The sequence below is a fragment of the Melioribacter sulfuriphilus genome (assembly GCF_052656625.1).
On sequence record NZ_JBQXXK010000007.1, the window covers coordinates 22,293 to 39,656 of the forward strand.

General features: G+C 37.7%; 17 protein-coding genes and 1 tRNA gene. 2 read left to right on the forward strand and 16 right to left on the reverse strand.

The genetic code is table 11. The annotated features are described in order from the left end of the window. Nucleotides 1-50: 50 nt before the first annotated feature. Genes ACUN8G_RS10065 through pgeF form a run of 8 tightly spaced genes read right to left on the reverse strand, consistent with a single transcriptional unit; the run spans nucleotide 51 to nucleotide 6,063 of the window. On the reverse strand, nucleotides 51-1,607 hold the full coding sequence (locus ACUN8G_RS10065; RefSeq protein ID WP_437347562.1) for a Ppx/GppA phosphatase family protein: 1,557 nt from the start codon (nucleotides 1,605-1,607) through the stop codon (nucleotides 51-53). Further along, a complete protein-coding gene (locus tag ACUN8G_RS10070) occupies nucleotides 1,597-2,688 on the reverse strand; it encodes a glycosyltransferase family 9 protein (protein ID WP_437347561.1) in 1,092 nt (363 codons plus the stop codon). The genes ACUN8G_RS10065 and ACUN8G_RS10070 overlap by 11 nt, the downstream gene beginning before the upstream one ends. Further along, nucleotides 2,688-2,897, reverse strand: coding sequence for a hypothetical protein (locus ACUN8G_RS10075; protein WP_437347560.1), 210 nt, complete (start codon nucleotides 2,895-2,897; stop codon nucleotides 2,688-2,690). Before ACUN8G_RS10075 ends, ACUN8G_RS10070 begins: the two co-directional genes overlap by 1 nt. After that, nucleotides 2,890-3,540 (reverse strand): deoxynucleoside kinase, encoded by a 651-nt coding sequence (locus ACUN8G_RS10080; RefSeq protein WP_437347559.1) that lies wholly within the window; start codon nucleotides 3,538-3,540, stop codon nucleotides 2,890-2,892. Before ACUN8G_RS10080 ends, ACUN8G_RS10075 begins: the two co-directional genes overlap by 8 nt. A gap of 9 nt (nucleotides 3,541-3,549) precedes the next feature. Further along, nucleotides 3,550-4,053, reverse strand: a complete 504-nt coding sequence (folK, locus tag ACUN8G_RS10085) for a 2-amino-4-hydroxy-6-hydroxymethyldihydropteridine diphosphokinase (protein WP_437347558.1) — start codon at nucleotides 4,051-4,053, stop codon at nucleotides 3,550-3,552. Next, nucleotides 4,043-4,411: a dihydroneopterin aldolase gene (gene folB, locus ACUN8G_RS10090; protein WP_437347557.1), complete on the reverse strand. Its 369-nt coding sequence runs from the start codon at nucleotides 4,409-4,411 to the stop codon at nucleotides 4,043-4,045. Before folB ends, folK begins: the two co-directional genes overlap by 11 nt. Continuing rightward, nucleotides 4,408-5,322 (reverse strand): DMT family transporter, encoded by a 915-nt coding sequence (locus tag ACUN8G_RS10095; RefSeq protein WP_437347556.1) that lies wholly within the window; start codon nucleotides 5,320-5,322, stop codon nucleotides 4,408-4,410. Before ACUN8G_RS10095 ends, folB begins: the two co-directional genes overlap by 4 nt. 3 nt (nucleotides 5,323-5,325) lie before the next feature. Continuing rightward, nucleotides 5,326-6,063 carry a peptidoglycan editing factor PgeF gene (gene pgeF, locus ACUN8G_RS10100; RefSeq protein ID WP_437347555.1) on the reverse strand — a complete coding sequence of 246 codons (738 nt, stop codon included), beginning with the start codon at nucleotides 6,061-6,063 and terminating at the stop codon, nucleotides 5,326-5,328. Nucleotides 6,064-6,207: 144 nt separating this feature from the next. Between pgeF and ACUN8G_RS10105 the strand changes: the two genes are divergently transcribed. Together ACUN8G_RS10105 and ACUN8G_RS10110 are read left to right on the forward strand one after the other, a co-directional pair. After that, nucleotides 6,208-7,530, forward strand: a complete 1,323-nt coding sequence (locus ACUN8G_RS10105; protein ID WP_437347554.1) for a multiheme c-type cytochrome — start codon at nucleotides 6,208-6,210, stop codon at nucleotides 7,528-7,530. A 16-nt stretch (nucleotides 7,531-7,546) separates the two neighbouring features. Then, nucleotides 7,547-8,707, forward strand: a complete 1,161-nt coding sequence (locus tag ACUN8G_RS10110; protein ID WP_437347553.1) for a hypothetical protein — start codon at nucleotides 7,547-7,549, stop codon at nucleotides 8,705-8,707. A 113-nt stretch (nucleotides 8,708-8,820) separates the two neighbouring features. Here ACUN8G_RS10110 and ACUN8G_RS10115 read toward each other — a convergent pair whose 3' ends face one another. The 8 genes from ACUN8G_RS10115 to nuoF all read right to left on the reverse strand — a co-directional run bounded on the left by ACUN8G_RS10115 (nucleotide 8,821) and on the right by nuoF (nucleotide 17,356). Further along, on the reverse strand, nucleotides 8,821-9,405 hold the full coding sequence (locus tag ACUN8G_RS10115) for a CDP-alcohol phosphatidyltransferase family protein (protein WP_437347552.1): 585 nt from the start codon (nucleotides 9,403-9,405) through the stop codon (nucleotides 8,821-8,823). A 540-nt stretch (nucleotides 9,406-9,945) separates the two neighbouring features. Continuing rightward, nucleotides 9,946-10,018 (reverse strand) — tRNA-Phe (locus ACUN8G_RS10120). An 84-nt stretch (nucleotides 10,019-10,102) separates the two neighbouring features. Beyond that, nucleotides 10,103-11,035: an ornithine carbamoyltransferase gene (gene argF / locus ACUN8G_RS10125; protein ID WP_437347551.1), complete on the reverse strand. Its 933-nt coding sequence runs from the start codon at nucleotides 11,033-11,035 to the stop codon at nucleotides 10,103-10,105. 48 nt (nucleotides 11,036-11,083) lie between these two features. Continuing rightward, complete coding sequence (arcC, locus tag ACUN8G_RS10130) at nucleotides 11,084-12,031, reverse strand: carbamate kinase (RefSeq protein WP_437347550.1); 948 nt, start codon at nucleotides 12,029-12,031, stop codon at nucleotides 11,084-11,086. Beyond that, nucleotides 12,028-13,347, reverse strand: coding sequence for a cyclic 2,3-diphosphoglycerate synthase (locus ACUN8G_RS10135; RefSeq protein WP_437347549.1), 1,320 nt, complete (start codon nucleotides 13,345-13,347; stop codon nucleotides 12,028-12,030). Before ACUN8G_RS10135 ends, arcC begins: the two co-directional genes overlap by 4 nt. A 17-nt stretch (nucleotides 13,348-13,364) precedes the next feature. Continuing rightward, nucleotides 13,365-15,197: a glutamine--fructose-6-phosphate transaminase (isomerizing) gene (glmS, locus tag ACUN8G_RS10140; protein WP_437347548.1), complete on the reverse strand. Its 1,833-nt coding sequence runs from the start codon at nucleotides 15,195-15,197 to the stop codon at nucleotides 13,365-13,367. Between the two features lie 204 nt (nucleotides 15,198-15,401). After that, complete coding sequence (locus ACUN8G_RS10145; protein WP_437347547.1) at nucleotides 15,402-15,956, reverse strand: flavodoxin family protein; 555 nt, start codon at nucleotides 15,954-15,956, stop codon at nucleotides 15,402-15,404. A gap of 71 nt (nucleotides 15,957-16,027) precedes the next feature. Further along, nucleotides 16,028-17,356: an NADH-quinone oxidoreductase subunit NuoF gene (nuoF, locus tag ACUN8G_RS10150; RefSeq protein ID WP_437347546.1), complete on the reverse strand. Its 1,329-nt coding sequence runs from the start codon at nucleotides 17,354-17,356 to the stop codon at nucleotides 16,028-16,030. Nucleotides 17,357-17,364 lie beyond the last annotated feature (8 nt).

A 17,364-nucleotide genomic window follows, 5' to 3' on the forward strand; every position in this document is an offset into this window, starting at 1 on the left:
CAAATATAATGAAGTGATTTATTATAATGCAAAAAAAGATAACTCTCTGTTCACTCTTCTATCAATTCTGTATAAACCTTTTTACCGAAAACTTCCTCGAATAGATTTTTCCTGCGTTCTAAATTCCACAATTCGATAGCAGGTTCAATCCCTTTTTTGTGATTAACAATAATTTTTACCTTCTTCGGCTCAATCACTGCATTTAACTGTTTTACGATTTTCCTGTGTGTCCTGTCGAACGAATCGGCAATCCTGAGTATCGACGCAAGTTTTTTTATTATTGTCCTGGTTTGTTCATTTAACTTCATAAATTCAGGATGACCTGGCTTGGGATGACTTTTTCTGTGATAACGAGCCGTATGTGCTATTATATCGATTTCATTTTCCGAAAAGCCGAGTAGCTCGCTGTTCTTTATAATATAATAGCTATGATGGTGGTGATTTGTGTGCGCAATATGATAACCGACGTCGTGAAGAATTGCAGAGGCTTCGAGAAACTCCCTGCATTCGGGTTTAAGTTTATGGATTGGCATAAGATCGTCATAAAGCTGAAGAGCAAGTTGCGAAACGTGGATGCAATGCTCCCTGTCGTATTCGCATTTTTCTGCAAGATGCATAACAGCTTCTTTACGAATATCCGTGAGCACTGGTTTCGATTTTTCCGAAGCACTTTTTTGTAAGGTATCAATAATGATTCCTTCACGCAGCGCATAACCGGAAATGGTCATTTCTTTGATCTCGAGCAATTTGAATATGGTCTCAAGTATAATAACACCAGCTGGAATTATGTCTGCTCTTTTTTCGTCCAACCCTTTTATTTTTTTTCTTTTTTCGGTTGTGCTGTGGGATAAAACTTCGTCGATAACATCTTTTAACTCGCTTTTTGTAAAAGTAAAATTATTCAGTATGGTCACATCGTTCGATTTCTTCTTTTGAGCATTTATCATTAATCCACATGACATTATAGTGCCCGATGTACCAACAATTTTTTCAAGACGAAATTGTTTCAATTGATTTGTCACAGGATAAATTTCGCCTTCGACCCATCTTCTGCAAGCTTCGATGCGTGATGGAGTAAGCTTAAAATCGGGGAAGAACTTTTCGGAGAGCCTTACCGCTCCCAATTTCATACTAACAGAGAAATCGATATGCCCTTTAAGACCAACAACAAATTCAGTGCTCCCGCCGCCAATGTCTATGACTAATGTCCTGCTGTTATAAATAGGGAGAGCTTTCAAAACTCCCAGATAAATTAAACGTGCTTCTTCGTGTCCACTTACAACTTCTATTTCGATTCCGGTTTTTTCCCTTACCAGTTCAATAAACTCATTGCTGTTGTGCGCCTCTCTAACGGCGCTTGTGGCAACTGCTCTTATAATTGCATTATGCGAAACTGCTATCTCCTTAAATCGCACCAGACAATCGACAGCTCTCTTCATTGCAGTCGGTAATATTTTTTTAATATCCGTACTGCTACCCTCACCCAATCGGATAACTTCTTTTTCCCGATCAATAATTTCAAAATTTCCTTTGTTTTTAATTTTTACTACAATGAGGTGAAACGAATTTGTACCGATATCGATTGCCGCCAGATTTTTATTTATCATTGTTTTTATCCGATGTATTTAAAATTGAATTGCACAGAGTAATAACTTCGTCAACTCTAATATCAGAAACAAAATCGGACTTTCGTAAAAAAAATTTATTATTGCCCAGAGGTGCCCAATTGAAGGGGTTCGTCGGTCCGAAAAGAGAAATTTGAGGTGTATCGGTAGCTCCGGCCACATGCATTATTCCTGTATCATTTGTAATAAAAAGGTCGCTCATTGAAATCAGAGCTGCAATCGTAGGAATACTTCTGTTTATAAAATATCCCACTTCGAAATTGAGATTACTTTTAAGGAAATCAATTTCATGCTTATCGGCGCTGCTTCCGGTAATATAAATTCGTGCATTAAACCTTTCTTTTATATACTTAATTAGTTCCAGAAAATTTTCCATTGGCCATCTGTTTTGAGGTTTGCCAGCTCCTACATGAAACCCGATCAGTTTTTCCCCTTTAAGCTTTCTTGTAAATTCCTCAGCTTTATCGATATCATTTTTATCAAACTCAATGTGAGATTTAAATTCATTCGTCGAAATGCTGAAAGGTCGGAGAATGTCGAGAATAAAATCTGAAACATGCGCGTCGGGATTTTTACGCCAATCGAGATCTATACGATAATTAAATAAATACGAAATATGATTTTCCTTACCATTCAAAGAGGCAGGGCCTATCTTAATTCCACTGTTTGAAAACGCAGCCAATATACAACTGGTTTTCGATATTGCAACAGTAGCCGGTACAATTGCAATATCATATTTTTTTCTTAAAACACGGAATAATTTTAGAAGGTAGAATGGACTGAATATTTTTTTCTTGTCAAAAACAAAGAGTCTGTCGATGAATTTATTTTTTGTTACTGCGTAAAAATTGTCAGGGCTTGCAATCAATGTTACTTCCGACTCGGGAAATGATTCTTTGACTGCTCTGAAAAGAGAAACACTTGCCAGCATGTCGCCAAGTTGATTATGCTGTCGTACAATCAAAATTTTTTTTGGTAAGCCGAGATTATAATCGTTCAGCCTTTCGGCCGAAAAATATTTTTTTAGGAATGATTCAAATGGATTTTTCTTTTGATGAGACATCAGGGATTACTGTTTTCTTTCGGTTTAATTTCTTCGAATTTTGCTTCTATTACGTCTTCTTTATTGATTTTATATTTTGAATTCTTTCCTCCTCCTGAATTATTTTCTTTTGCATTGTCAGATGTAAGCACACGATAGACAGTTTTAATCAGGCGGTAAATTATCGATACTATTAATATCCATATAATTATTCTTAAAAAATTAATCATTATTTCTCGCCTCCGGTTTGAAATATTCGATAAATCCTCTATCTTCTCTGAAAATTTGTTCATATAGTTCGTCGAAATCTCTTTCGTTATTTACAAAATCAATTTCTGAGGTATTGACAATTAGTAGAGGAGTTTGATTGTATTTGAAAAAGAAATTGTTGTAAGCTTCGGCTAATTCGACAATATAAGCTCGAGTCAGGTGTTTTTCTATCGGTCTGGCTCGTTTTTTAATATTGTGCATCAAGCGGTCGATGCTCGCCTGCAGGAATATTACCAAATCTGGTTTCGGAATATCTCGTTCTAATAACGGGAAGATCGACTCGTAGAGTTTTAATTCCTCACCCTGCAAATTTAGATATGCAAATATTCTATCTTTATCGAAGATGTAATCCGAAACAATATACCGGGTAAATAAATCTTGTTGATTGAGCTGTTGTTGCTGTTTGTAGCGGTTTACCAAAAAAAACATTTGCGTCTGGAAAGCATATCGATGACGGTCTTCGTAGAATTTTTCGAGGAAAGGGTTTTCCTGAAATTCTTCGAGAATAAGATTCGCATTGAGTTTTTCGGCAAGCATTTTGGCAAGTGTTGTCTTACCCGCACCGATAACTCCTTCAATTGCAATATATCTGATATCCTGCACTGCTAAGCCTTATATTAAAGTTGAATCGTGTTTACCAATAATATATCGCTCGAGATTTGAGAAATCAATTTCTCGTAATTTTTTCTTTTGACCGGGGGGTACAAAGTCGGGTGCAATTTCCAGAAGAGGAACAATCACAAAATCCCTTTTGAAGACTTCGGGATGTGGAATAGTAATATTCCCCGTGTCGTAAATCAGAGTGTTGAGGAAAAGAATATCGAGGTCAATTTCGCGCGGTCCCCATTTAATGCCTTCATCTTTTCTGCCCAATTCCTTTTCGATACTTTTTAGAAATTCAAACAATCCAATGACTCCAAGTCCCGTGTCGATTTCGATGACCGCATTATAAAAATTCTCCTGATTAGGATTGCCATAAGGCTTACTTTCATAGACCGAAGATGCTGCAAGCACTTTACAACTTTCGTGCTCTTTGATTTTTTTTACTGCTTCTCTCAGATACTGAAGGCGATTACCTTTATTCGAGCCGAGACCGATAAAGATATTATCTACCATTTTCCTTTATTACCTCCGCTTCGACGTAATCAATAACTCCACCAACCGGGACGTGGTGTTTTCTCACACGCACGGCAATTTTTTTTATCGAAGGATATTTTTCCAATAAACCATCAGCAATGATTGTGGCCAGAGTTTCAATTAAATACAATTTTTTTTTATGAACCAGGCTATTTATGTATTTATAAACTTCGTCGTAATTGATTGTAAGTTTCAAGTCGTCACTTGCAGCAGCTTCTGAAAAATCGGTATAAATATCAACGTCGGCTTCAAACTTTCCTCCAATATTTTGTTCTTCTTTTAATGCGCCGTGATATGCATAAAAAACCGCGTTCTTCAGTCGTATGATATTCGTCATAAATTAACTTTGCTCCTTCTCACATAAAAATATTTAATCAACCCTTTAAAATTAGCAAATAATATACCGATAAGCACCAAAGAACTACCAATAATTACTTTTTGCGAAAGATATTCATCCAGAATCAACCATCCGAGTAAAACGGCAATTATCGGCGTTATGAAAGCGCTCAGTGAAAGAATTACAACATTCATCCTTTTTAATAGCCAGTAATATGTTGTAAAAGTGATTACTGTCCCGAAGAATGCAAGATATAAAATAGAGCCTATCGATTTTTCGTCGAATATCCAATGTGCTGGATTCTCGAAAATAAATGCAACTGTTATCAATACAATTCCCGCAATCAACAGAGGTATAAAATTTAACGACAACGGATGCAAATGTTCACCATATTTTTTCATAGCGACAGCAATAAAAGCCTGCATCATCGAGCTGGCAAGCACAGCAATTGTACCCCAAAAGTAGTTCGTAATTTCGATATTGATGTTTTCAGAAAAGATTATCAAAATGCCCACAAATCCAAGAACAACTCCTGTTAGTTGACTTAAGCTTATCCGATTTTTTGGTAGCATTAAACGAGAAAAAATAATTACACCAAACGGCATTATTGCAAAGAGTATGGAAGCAAGTCCAGAGGGAATAAATTGCTCGGCCCAGTAAACTAGTCCAAACGGAATTATAAAAGAAAAGATTGCCAGCATTAAATAAATCTTTGCTGATTTTTTATCAACTTGAAAAACAACATTATTAATTTTCATCAAGACAAATATGAACACAGAAGCCAGCAGAAAACGGATACCAACCGATATTATTGGATCTATCGAGTCGAGCCCCAATCGTATTGCCAGCCATGTAGAGCCCCAAATTATACAGATAACTATGTAACCGAGTACAATCTTTAGATTTTCCAAACTTTATTCCTTCATATAAATTAAGCCAAGAGCTCTCCCTGACATTTTTCCGTCTCTTCGGTAAGAGTGGAGCAAATCTTTTTCGTTAAATGTACAACCTTCATAAACTTCGATGTTCAATTCTCGAATTTGATAATCAACCAAAACATCGAGGCATACTTGTCGCAAATCCAGGTAATATTTCCCATTGTTTTTCGATAAATATTTTTCATCGAATTGAGATGCTACATCCAGACCGACTTCATAATTTTCTTTCGATATTGAGGGACCAATATATACAAAGAGTGAATCGACCTGAGTATTGAATTTATTTATTAAAAGATCGAGAGTTTTACCGAGAATATTTGCCTTTGTACCCCTCCAGCCTGAATGAATTCCTGCTATAACTTTATTTTTTTTGTCATACATAAAAATCGGGACACAATCTGCCGAAGAGATAGCCAGTGCAATTCTTGTATTGGTTGTAATCATTGCGTCGGATTCTCCTGCGAATCCACCTTTGTTAACAATTAGAATATGGTCCGAATGAACTTGCCTTTGATAAGCTACATTTTCAGGTTCAATACCTAAGGCTCCGAAAAACGCATCCCTGTTTTCTTTGACGACCTTTTCATCGTCACCTACGTTATACGACAGATTAAAATAAAATGGACCTTTTCTTCCGAGTCCTATTTTTGTTGAAAATCCGAAGACGATATTTTCAAATTTCTGAAATAATTTGCTCTGAATAATTTTTATCATAAATTCTTTTTAGGATAACAATATAAAAATAAGTTCTGCATAATAGAGAACAAAATTTATATCGATAAAATAATCCTTGACACTGGTAAAAGCGATAATTAAATTAAACAAGAGATTAACCTCTCATTAAATCCGGAGGGAAACATGAAAAAACTCATCTTATTTTTATTGATTGTAGGATTAATAAAAGCTCAGTCGGGAGTGAAAAAATTTTCTTATGAAGATTTTAAGAATCCCGAATTCTGCCGTTCGTGTCACAACGATTTTTATCAACAATGGAAACAGGCAATGATGTCTCAGGCATACACACATAAATGGGATGAAATTGAATATTTTAAATTGGCTGTGCCCCATGCAGAGAAAGACGAAAAAGTAGCTGAAGTAAAAGCGGGCTGTAATGGTTGCCATTCTCCAATTGCATACGTAGTTGGGGATACTCCACCTCCATTGCCTGAAAAAAATTCACGTGCAAATGAATCGGTGTCATGTGATGTTTGCCATAGTATAAAAGGCTATTCGGGAGATGTGCCATATAATTTCAATTACATAATCGAACCGGGTAAAATAAAATATACATCAAGGAAAAATACAGTCGATTCACCCGTTCATGAAATCGAAATTACAGAACTCCATAAGAGCGGTGATTTTTGCGGCATCTGTCACAACGAAAAAAGTCCTTATGACGTATGGGTAAAATCAACTCAACTGGAATGGAAAGATGGACCATATTACAAAGAAGGCGTACAATGTCAGGATTGCCATATGACTAAGAGTGAGATGAAAACTGCATCTATGGGACCTACTTATAAAGACGCCAAGCTTCATCTTTTCCACGGTGCTCACGACCCGGGCAAAATTCGCGGAGTTATAGAATTACGGATTAATCCCGATACACGCCAGGCTGAACCTGGAGAAACTGTAAAATTTACCTTAGCTCTTTTCAATCAAAAGACAGGTCATAAATTCCCAACCGGCTCGGTTGAAGACCGAATCGTATGGCTGCATGTTGAAGCAGTAGACGCAAATGGGAAAGTTTATCATTTACCGGTGGATAAAAAAGGATTTGAAGGAGAGGAATATACTATTGCAGACAAATCGCTGGCTTATCAGGATATGGGAATTGCGCTTAACATTCCTGACTTTAAAGGAGTCGAACGAGATGGTATACCATCAGGTGACAGAATTTTTAGAATGCCCTATTTCGACCCTAAAGGCAGAATGACAATTCAACAGTGGAACACCGCCTCACTCGGAGTAGACTACAGAATTGGCCCACGTGAGACTAAAATTGAAACATTTACATTCAATATCCCAAATGACGCACCGCCGGGCAAACTAACAGTTACGGCAGTTTTAAATTATCAGCTTCTGGTTAAACCGGTAGCAGATTTTCTCGGTGTACCGGAGGAAGAATCCAGAGTTGTGGAAGTTAACAGACACTCAACCGAAATTGAAATTTTACCATAAAAACGGGAATATTAAAATGAAAAGATTACTCTTTCTTTTTTTATTGCTCCTCTTTTCCGCTGAATTTATGTACGGTATCCCTGCTTTTGCAAGAAAGTACAGAATGAGTTGCCAAACATGCCATGCGCCCTTTCCAAAATTGAAACCTTACGGTGACGAATTCGCAGGTAATGGTTTTAGATTATCCGAAGAAGAAGCCCCTCGATATTACGTCAACACTGGCGACAACGATCTCTTTCTGATCAGGGAATTACCATTTGCTATAAGACTGGAAGGTTATACAACTTACAACATGAATAATTCGGATAAATTTGATTTTACTGCACCTTACATATTAAAATTACTTTCTGGCGGGGAACTATCGAATAAGATTTCTTATTATTTCTATTTCTTTTTTAGCGAGAGAGGTGAAATAGCAGGAATCGAAGATGCATTCTTGATGTATAACGACCTTTTTGGATACAACCTCGACATATATTTAGGACAATTCCAGATTTCCGATCCACTATTTAAAAGAGAATTGAGACTGACACTCGAAGATTATACAATATACAAAGCCAAACCCGCCTACGCCAGATCGGCTTTAACTTACGATAGAGGATTAATGATTACTTACGGCGCTCCCACAGGAACCGACATTATTCTGGAAATACTTAACGGCAATGGAATAGGCGAAGCAAATAATCTTAAAATATTCGATGACGACAAATACAAAAATTTCTTTATGCGAATATCGCAGGATATAAACAACAGTTTCAGGCTCGGTGCATTTGGTTATTATGGTAACGACGAAATTGAAGACGATTTTGGTTATAATTTTACAAATGAGTTTTATTCCTTTGGAACCGATTTTACTCTGACGTTTGAAAATCAATTGGAATTAAATTTTCAGTATCTATATCGGAATGACAAACAAGCCACTTATTTCAACAGAGACATCGCAACAAAAGGCGGAATGGCAGAATTAATTTATAGTCCAAATGGTGACGAAAGTAAATGGTACAGTGTGGCTCTTTTCAATTGGGTCGATTCAGAATGGAATGCGCTCGACTATAAAACTGCTACACTTAGTATTGGCCATTTGTTAAATCGAAATGTCAGAGTAATTGGTGAATGTACATACAATATAAAAGACGAGTTTGCTCAGTTTAGTCTCGGAATAATTTCTGCATTTTGATTAAAAAGTTCGGAGCTGTCTAAAAATGATCTCCGTCAAAGAAAAAGGAGATTAATTTCACATATTTTCACGAATTATTCAGCGAGCTTTTTACTTTCTGGACAGCTCCGAATTCATTTTTTTTCCTCATCTTTCAGTTTTTGCCCCTCGATTATTACAGAAGCAATGTATATGATAAATAAACCTACAGCCAGTACAAGTGCAGCTAAATCAATTATAGTGATAATTCTTCTCCCCAATAAAAATGGGAAAGCTCCAAAATAATATAGAATTGTATTCAAAATTATAATGAGCACTCTTACTTCGGTGGGACCTATTTTGTAATACGACAATCTGAAGATGCCCTGTATATATGTTCTGATATAAACGAGAATCGACATAAGGAAATAACTGAGTAATGCAATTAAAAGAAATTCAAAATGAGCATAAGGCGAAAGACCTATTCCAAAAGCAATGAAAATCATACTTACCGAATCGAGAGTGTGATCGATAAAAAAACCGTAGCGTGGTCTTTCGATATGCCGGAAACGAGCTACTGTGCCATCCAGGCTATCACCAAACCAATTAATAACAAGTCCTAAACTCGCCAGCCATAAATAATTCTTATTGTAATTTGTTAGATAATAACTGAGTCCTGTCAAAAAGGATCCAAACAATCCAAATAATGTTAACTTGTCGGGGGTTACGAATGCTGGCATTTTGGAGGCTAACCATTTTAGGGCTGGTCTTTCTAAAGGTCCTAATAAAATATCATTTATTCTTTCGTGTGGTTTCTGCATTGTTAATAATAATCTTATGAATTTAACAGATGAAATATAAGAAATACTTGTCACTTTACATTAAATTCACCCTAAAAGTTCAACTTACATTTTATAATTCAATTGTTATTTTATGCTTATGATTTGATCACAATTTTCTTTTTTTGACAATGTAAATTCATTTGTAGTTTAGAACAGCCATATCAGATGCCTGCGTGGTAAACTCCATCAAACCACCTTATTCTTTAAAACGAAAAAAGGATGATTTTTTTTCATCCTTTTTTTATGTGGGCAGAGACCACGCCTGCGGCGCGGTAAACTCCATCGAACCGCCTTATCCTTTAAAACGAAAAAAGGATGATTTTTTTTCATCCTTTTTTTATGTGGGCAGAGACCACGCCTGCGGCGTGGTAAACTCCATCGAACCGCCTTATCCTTTAAAACGAAAAAAGGATGATTTTTTTTCATCCTTTTTTTATGTGGGCAGAGACGGAATCGAACCGCCGACACAAGGATTTTCAGTCCTTTGCTCTACCGACTGAGCTATCTGCCCAAATTTAAATTGCCTTAGGCTATTAAATTGTGGCAACAAATCTATAGAAAAAGAGGAATAAAATCAAAACAATTTCATACAAAATTACATAACAAGTGCCATTATCGCTTTCTGTACATGTAATCTGTTTTCTGCTTCGTCAAATACAACTGAATTAGGCGAGTCAATGACTTCATCAGTTACTTCATCACCTCTGTGAGCAGGCAGACAATGCATAAACAGATAATCATCTTTGGCGAATTTAATTAGTTCATTATTGACTTGATATTTTTCAAAATGTTTACGACGTTCATTTGCTTCGGCTTCCTGACCCATACTTGCCCATACGTCGGTGTAAACAATATCGGCATCTTTAACGGCTTCTACTGGATCTGATGTAATTAATATTTTACTGCCCATATAATTGGCATTCTTCTTTGAATTCTCCACAATTTCTTTTTTCGGCATATATCCCGACGGCGAGGCAATAGCTATATCCATTCCTACTTTTGAACAGCCGTGAAGTAAAGAGTGGGCCATATTGTTTCCGTCCCCGATATATGCCAGTTTAAGACCCTGCAGCTTTCTTTTCTTTTCAAGAATAGTAAATAGATCCGTCAATACCTGGCAGGGATGAAGCAAATCTGTCAATCCATTTATTACTGGAATGTCAGCATATTTTGCTAATTCGATAACATCATCGTGCGAAAAAGTTCTGATCATTATACCATTCAAATATCTCGACAATACTTTTGCAGTATCGTGGATATTTTCAGATTTGCCTAGTTGCAGATCGTCAGGTCCAAAATAAAGTCCCAGTCCACCCAATTGGTAAATTCCTGTTTCAAACGATATCCTGGTTCTTGTCGAGCGTTTATGAAAAATCATCCCTAAAGTTTTTCCTTCCAATAGACGATGTGGTTCGCCCGTTAATTGTTTTTCTTTCAAAGACTTCGATAAGTCGAATATTTGATAAATTTCCTCAACTGTTAAATCGTTGATGGAAATAAGATCTTTCCCTTTCATATTAATTGCCATAGTTCACCTGAAATTTTGATTTTATACAAAAATAAAAAAAAGAATTAATTATGAAGGAATAATTCTCGTTCCGCAGTTATCTTTTTCAATTTCTTCCTGATTTGTTATGATGGCTTCGTTACCAGTTTTTTCGACGAACTGAATTGCAGCAAGAATTTTCGGTCCCATGCTTCCGGGCGGAAAGTGCCCGCCGTCGTATAATTTTTTGGCTTCTGTAACACTCAATTGATCCAGCTGCTTCTGGTCTTCTTTTTTATAATTGATATAAACTTTTGGTACATCCGTAATAATGTAGAAACGGTCGGCGTTAATTTCGCTGGCAAGTAAACCTGAGGCCAGGTCTTTATCGATAACCGCTTCGATAGCTTCGAGGTATTTGGTATCTTGATGCCAGTAAACCGGTATTCCGCCTCCTCCGACACCAATTACAATATGCCCCCTTTCTACCATTTCTTTAATTACCTGTTTATTCATAATGTCAACAGGCTTAGGTGAAGGAACCACTCTCCTCCATCCTCTTCCAGCTGGATCTTCTTTGAATATCCAGCCTTTTTCTCTGTTAAGGCTGCTGGCTTCTTCTTTAGAATAAAATCTTCCAATCGGTTTAGTCGGATTTTGAAATGCTGGATCGTTAATATCGATAAGAACCTGCGTAATGATTGCCAGGACGTTTCTTTGAATGTCGGTCTTGCTCATTGCATTACGCATTTGCCTTTCGATCATATAGCCGATTCCACCCTGGGAATCGGCCACACAGATATCGAGAGGCATTTTGGGAATATTAAATTGATTGTAGCCGGCTTCGTTTCTGAGTAGAATATTGCCAACTTGTGGTCCATTGCCGTGAGTTAGAACGAGGTTATAACCGTTTTTTAACAAACCTATTAATTTTTCACAGGTTTCGAGCGTATGCTTCTCTTGCTGCTCGATTGTTCCTGCTTCGTCCCCCCTCAAAAGGGCATTCCCGCCCAATGCGACAACGGCTATTTTATTCATAACAAACCTCTCGACCTTAGAACGGATTCGACAGTAACTTCTCCTTTCTCGTCGAGCTCATACATTACTCTTGTTGTAGGTTTATTGATTTTAAGAATTCGCCCCAGGTCGATTGGAGTACCGATTACAACCGAGTCACAATCAGTACGGTTAATTGTTTCTTCGAGATCTTTGATTTGTTGCTCGCCGTATCCCATAGCAGGAAGCAATTTGCCAATATTTGGATATTTTTTGTATGTATCGGCGATCGATTTAACGGTGTAAGGTCGTGGATCCACAATCTCTTTTGCATTCAATCTCTGAGCAATTACAGTACCAGCTCCATATTTCATCTCGCCGTGAGTTAATGTTGGACCATCTTCGACTACCAGAACGCGTTTGCCTGTTATTAATTCAGGTTTGTCTACCATAATGGGTGATGCAGCTTCGATAATCACTGCATTTGGATTTACATTGTGAACATTTTCTCTTACCGTTTCAATACCCTCTTTAGTTGCTGAATCGATTTTATTAATTATAACCGCATCTGCCATTCGAAGTGAAGTATTTCCTGGATAATATTTCAATTCGTGACCGGGGCGATGCGGATCGACCACCGTAAATGTAAGGTCGGAATGATAAAACGACATGTCATTATTGCCGCCATCCCACAGAATTATATCAGCTTCTTTTTCTGCTTGTCTGAGAATAGCTTCGTAATCGACGCCTGCATAAATCACACCTCCGCGTGCAATATGTGGTTCGTATTCTTCTCGTTCTTCAATTGTACATTCATATTTATCCAGGTCCTCATAAGAAGCAAAGCGTTGTACTTTTTGTTTGACCAGATCGCCATAGGGCATTGGATGACGTATTGCTACAACTTTTTTGCCCGCTTCGGATAATAATTTTACGATTTTTCTGGAAGTTTGAGATTTACCGCATCCAGTTCGCACAGCGAGTACCGAAATAACCGGTTTGCTACTTTTAATCATCGTTTCATTAGCACCCATCAACCTGAATGAAGCACCAGCAGCATTAACTATTGAAGCCTTTGTCATAACGTATTCAAAAGGGACGTCAGAATAAGCAAATACTACTTCGTCTGCTTTGAGCGTTCTAATTAAATCGACGAGTTCACTTTCGTCGTATATTTTAATACCGTCTGGATATAGTTTACCTGCGAGTTCGGCAGGATAAACTCTTCCATCGATGTTAGGGATCTGTGTTGCTGTAAAAGCAACCACATCGTAGTTTTCATTGTCCCTGAAATAGACATTGAAATTATGGAAATCGCGTCCCGCTGCCCCCATAATAATTACTTTTCTTTTAGTCATACTACACCTCTGTTTATTTATTCTACAGTTACGCTTTTAGCCAAATTTCTTGGTTGGTCTACATTCAATCCTTTCTTAACAGCCACGTGATAAGCAAGCAGCTGAAGTGGTATTACACTTAGAATCGGTTGAAGCATATTAATCGTTTTTGGTACTTTGATGACGTGGTCGACTAATTTTTCAATATAATCGTCCTCTTCGTTAACAATAGCCAGAATTCTTCCTTTACGAGCTTTAACTTCTTCTATGTTGCTTATAACTTTATCATAAACGGCATCCTTAGTTGCAATAAAAACCACCGGCATATTTTCATCAATCAATGCAATCGGTCCGTGCTTCATTTCTGCAGCGGGATATCCTTCGGCATGGATATAAGAAATTTCCTTCAATTTAAGCGCCCCTTCCAGCGCTACAGGAAAATTGTACCCACGTCCAAGATAAAGAAAGTTTCTGCACGACATATATTCTTCGGCAATTTTTTCGATCTGATCGTTCGATTCCAATATTTTTTTCACCTTATCCGGCAGGGACTGCAACTCGCGTATTATTTTTTGACCTTCAAGCAGGCTGAGATTTTTCTTGCGAGCAAGCAACAATGTTATCAAAGACAGAACCACCAGTTGAGATGTAAATGCTTTTGTTGAAGCTACACCGATTTCTGGACCAGCGTGAATATAAACGCCGGCATTGCTTTCTCGTGCAATTGAACTGCCTACAACATTACAAACTCCCAGGCAAAGAGCTCCCTTTTTTTTGGCTTCTCTAAGCGAGGCTAAAGTATCGGCGGTTTCGCCGCTTTGCGATATAAAAATGACAGTATCTTCAGGACGAATTATCGGGCGTCGATAACGAAATTCCGATGCGTACTCAACTTCTACGGGAATACCTGCATATTCTTCCAGCATATATTCGCCCACTAAGCCGGCATGCCACGATGTTCCACAAGCCGAAATAATGATCCTTTGTGATCGTGCAATTCTATCTTCATAACCGTGTAGACCGCCAAGTTTGGAAATTCCTTCTTCGAGTAGCAATCTACCACGCATCGAATTAAATATTGAATCGGGTTGCTCCATAATCTCCTTTAGCATATAATGTGGATATCCACCTTTCGTGATTTCATCGACGTTCATTTCAATCTTGTGAATCTCTTTTATTATCTCTTCGTCGTGAATTGTTTTAGCAGAAAAATGGTCCTTGTAGACCTCTGCAATTTCACCGTCCTCAAGATATATCACCTGGCTAGTATGAACAATTAGTGCATTTACATCTGAGGCTACGAAATTCTCGTTTTTTCCGATGCCAACTACTAAAGGAGATCCTTTTCGAGCAACTACTATTTTATCTGGCTCTCCTTTGTAAATCACCGCCAATCCATAAGTACCCTCAATTTCGTTAAGGGCATACCTGACTGCCTGAAATAAATTATTTTTCAATTTTAGGTAATGATCGATAAGATGAGCCAGAACTTCTGTGTCTGTTTCACTAACAAATATGTAACCCTCATCTATTAAATTTTTTTTAAGTGTGGAGTAATTTTCAATAATGCCGTTGTGAATAACAAAAAGAGTATTCTCATTATTGCTATGCGGATGTGCATTTGTAACGCTCGGTTCACCATGTGTAGCCCAGCGTGTATGTCCGATGCCAAGGTTGGCATAAATATTTTCCGAATAAACAATTTTTTCTAATTCCGAGACTTTTCCTTTAGTTTTAATTGTTTTGCATTCGTCCTGACCGACCACTGCAATACCGGCCGAGTCGTAACCCCGATATTCCAGGCGTTTGAGCCCTTCGATTAAAATAGGAACACAATTCTTGTCGCCAATATAGCCAACAATACCACACATAGATGGATCTCCTATGTTTTTAATTAAATAAAAATGAATTTCAATATAATGAAATTAGTGGTCAGGGCAAGGACGCAATAGAAGGAGTTCTGATGAGATAAAGAGTCTGCTTGTTTTATGAGGGTGTTTTATTAACATATTCACAAAAAATTTGTGCAGAAAAATTATGAAAAAAAGTTGTGAATAGTCAATACCACCTTAAACTCAATCCCATGGATTTCTCTTATATAGATTATTCAATGGATGAAGGTCCTTTCTTCCATCGAAGTATACGGCCACCCATTCTGCCAGTCTTCTTCCTAAGCGGCGGCATGCTTCAATTTCTTTATCGAGTCTTGGTTCGCCAGCTTGAACTGCACCATAGTGTGCTGTAAATTGATGCCCGCTATAGTCGGTAACGCCGAATACCAGAAATCCGAAGTTCATCATAACAGTTAGAATCGACATACATGTTAATTCTGCACCACCGCCCCAGCCCCCTTGAGAACTAAAAGCGCAGCCAATTTTACCATCGATCCTTTGCCAATCGGGTAATAAATCTTCCCAGAATTTTTTCATTTCGGAAGATAAAATTCCCAGATGCGTTGGCGAACCTACCGCAACTCCATTGCACCAGATTATATCTTCTCTCGAAGCTGTGTTAATGTTCTTTATTCGTATTTCGGTGCCCGGAATTTGCAAAGCTCCTTCCGCAACGTACTTAGCCATTTTTTCTGTGCTGCCGTCCTTGCTGTAGTAAAGGATAAGTACTTTGCCCATCTCCTGCCCTGAAAAAAATTTTATAGTAAACTTTAATACCCTCTGTCCTTCTGGCAGATTGCGTAAAATATTTAGGATTTTAATACAATATTATCGAGTGAAATTTTAGTAAACCTCATTGAATGAACTTTATTCGGTACAGGGATGACAACCTGAGGTTTAACATACTTTTCAAATTCATCTCTAAATCTCTGAATCATAAATTTAACAGGCCATGCTGCCGCATCCCCAAGTGCACATATCGTATTGCCTTCAATGTTTTGTGCCACACTGACCAATAAATCCAGATCTTTAGATGTACCATTGCCCTGGTCAATTCTTTTAAGAATTTTTTCCATCCATCCTGTACCTTCACGGCAGGGGGTGCATTGGCCACAGCTTTCGTGATGATAAAAATGTGTAATTCTTAACAAAACTTTGAGAAGATTCGTATCTTCATCCATTACTATGACACCACCAGTTCCAATAGCCGAACCAGCTTCTTTAAGGGATTCGGCATCCATTCTTATCCCTTCGAGTTGATCGCCTCTGAGTGGTGGCATAGACGAGCCCCCAGGTATTACACATTTAATTTTCTTGTTACCAGGAACTCCACCTGCTACATCATAAATTAATTCAGTTAACAAAATACCTGTGGGCAGTTCGTAGACACCGGGCTTGTTGACATGTCCACTAATGCCAAATAGAAGAGTACCCGGATGTTTTGGTGCCCCGATTTTTGAGAACCATTCCCATCCCTTCAAAATAATTGGGGGGACGTTTGTAATTGTTTCTACGTTATTAATTGTTGTGGGACAGCCCCATAAACCTTTTTGAGCCGGGAAAGGCGGTTTTACACGCGGATACCCTCTTTTCCCTTCAATTGAATTCATTAATGAAGACTCTTCACCGCATATATATGCGCCAGCACCTTTATGAATATAAAGATCACAATGGAAATCGACACCGAAAGTGGTTCTCATTTTTTCACCGAGAAATCCTTTATCGTAAGCAGTGTCGATTGCCTGTTGCATCAATTTAATCCATTTGTGGTATTCACCGCGAATATAGAGGTAAGCAATTTTCGCACCTATTGCATAACACGCAATAATTGCTCCTTCAATTAGCTGGAAAGGATTGTATTCGAATATTTGTCTATCTTTAAAAGAACCTGGTTCACTTTCGTCTCCATTAATGCAAAGATATTTGGGTAAGTCTGTCGTTTTGGGCATAAAGCTCCATTTCAAACCTGTTGAGAATGCTGCGCCGCCTCTTCCTCGCAATCCAGATTTTTTCACCTGTTCGATAATATCATCGGGTGTTTGAGAAAAAGCCTTTTTAGCTGCTTCGAAACCGCCATTTTTTAGATAGACATCAATTTGATTTAAATTCGGTATTTCTGGTAATACAATTCTTTCCATTATTGACA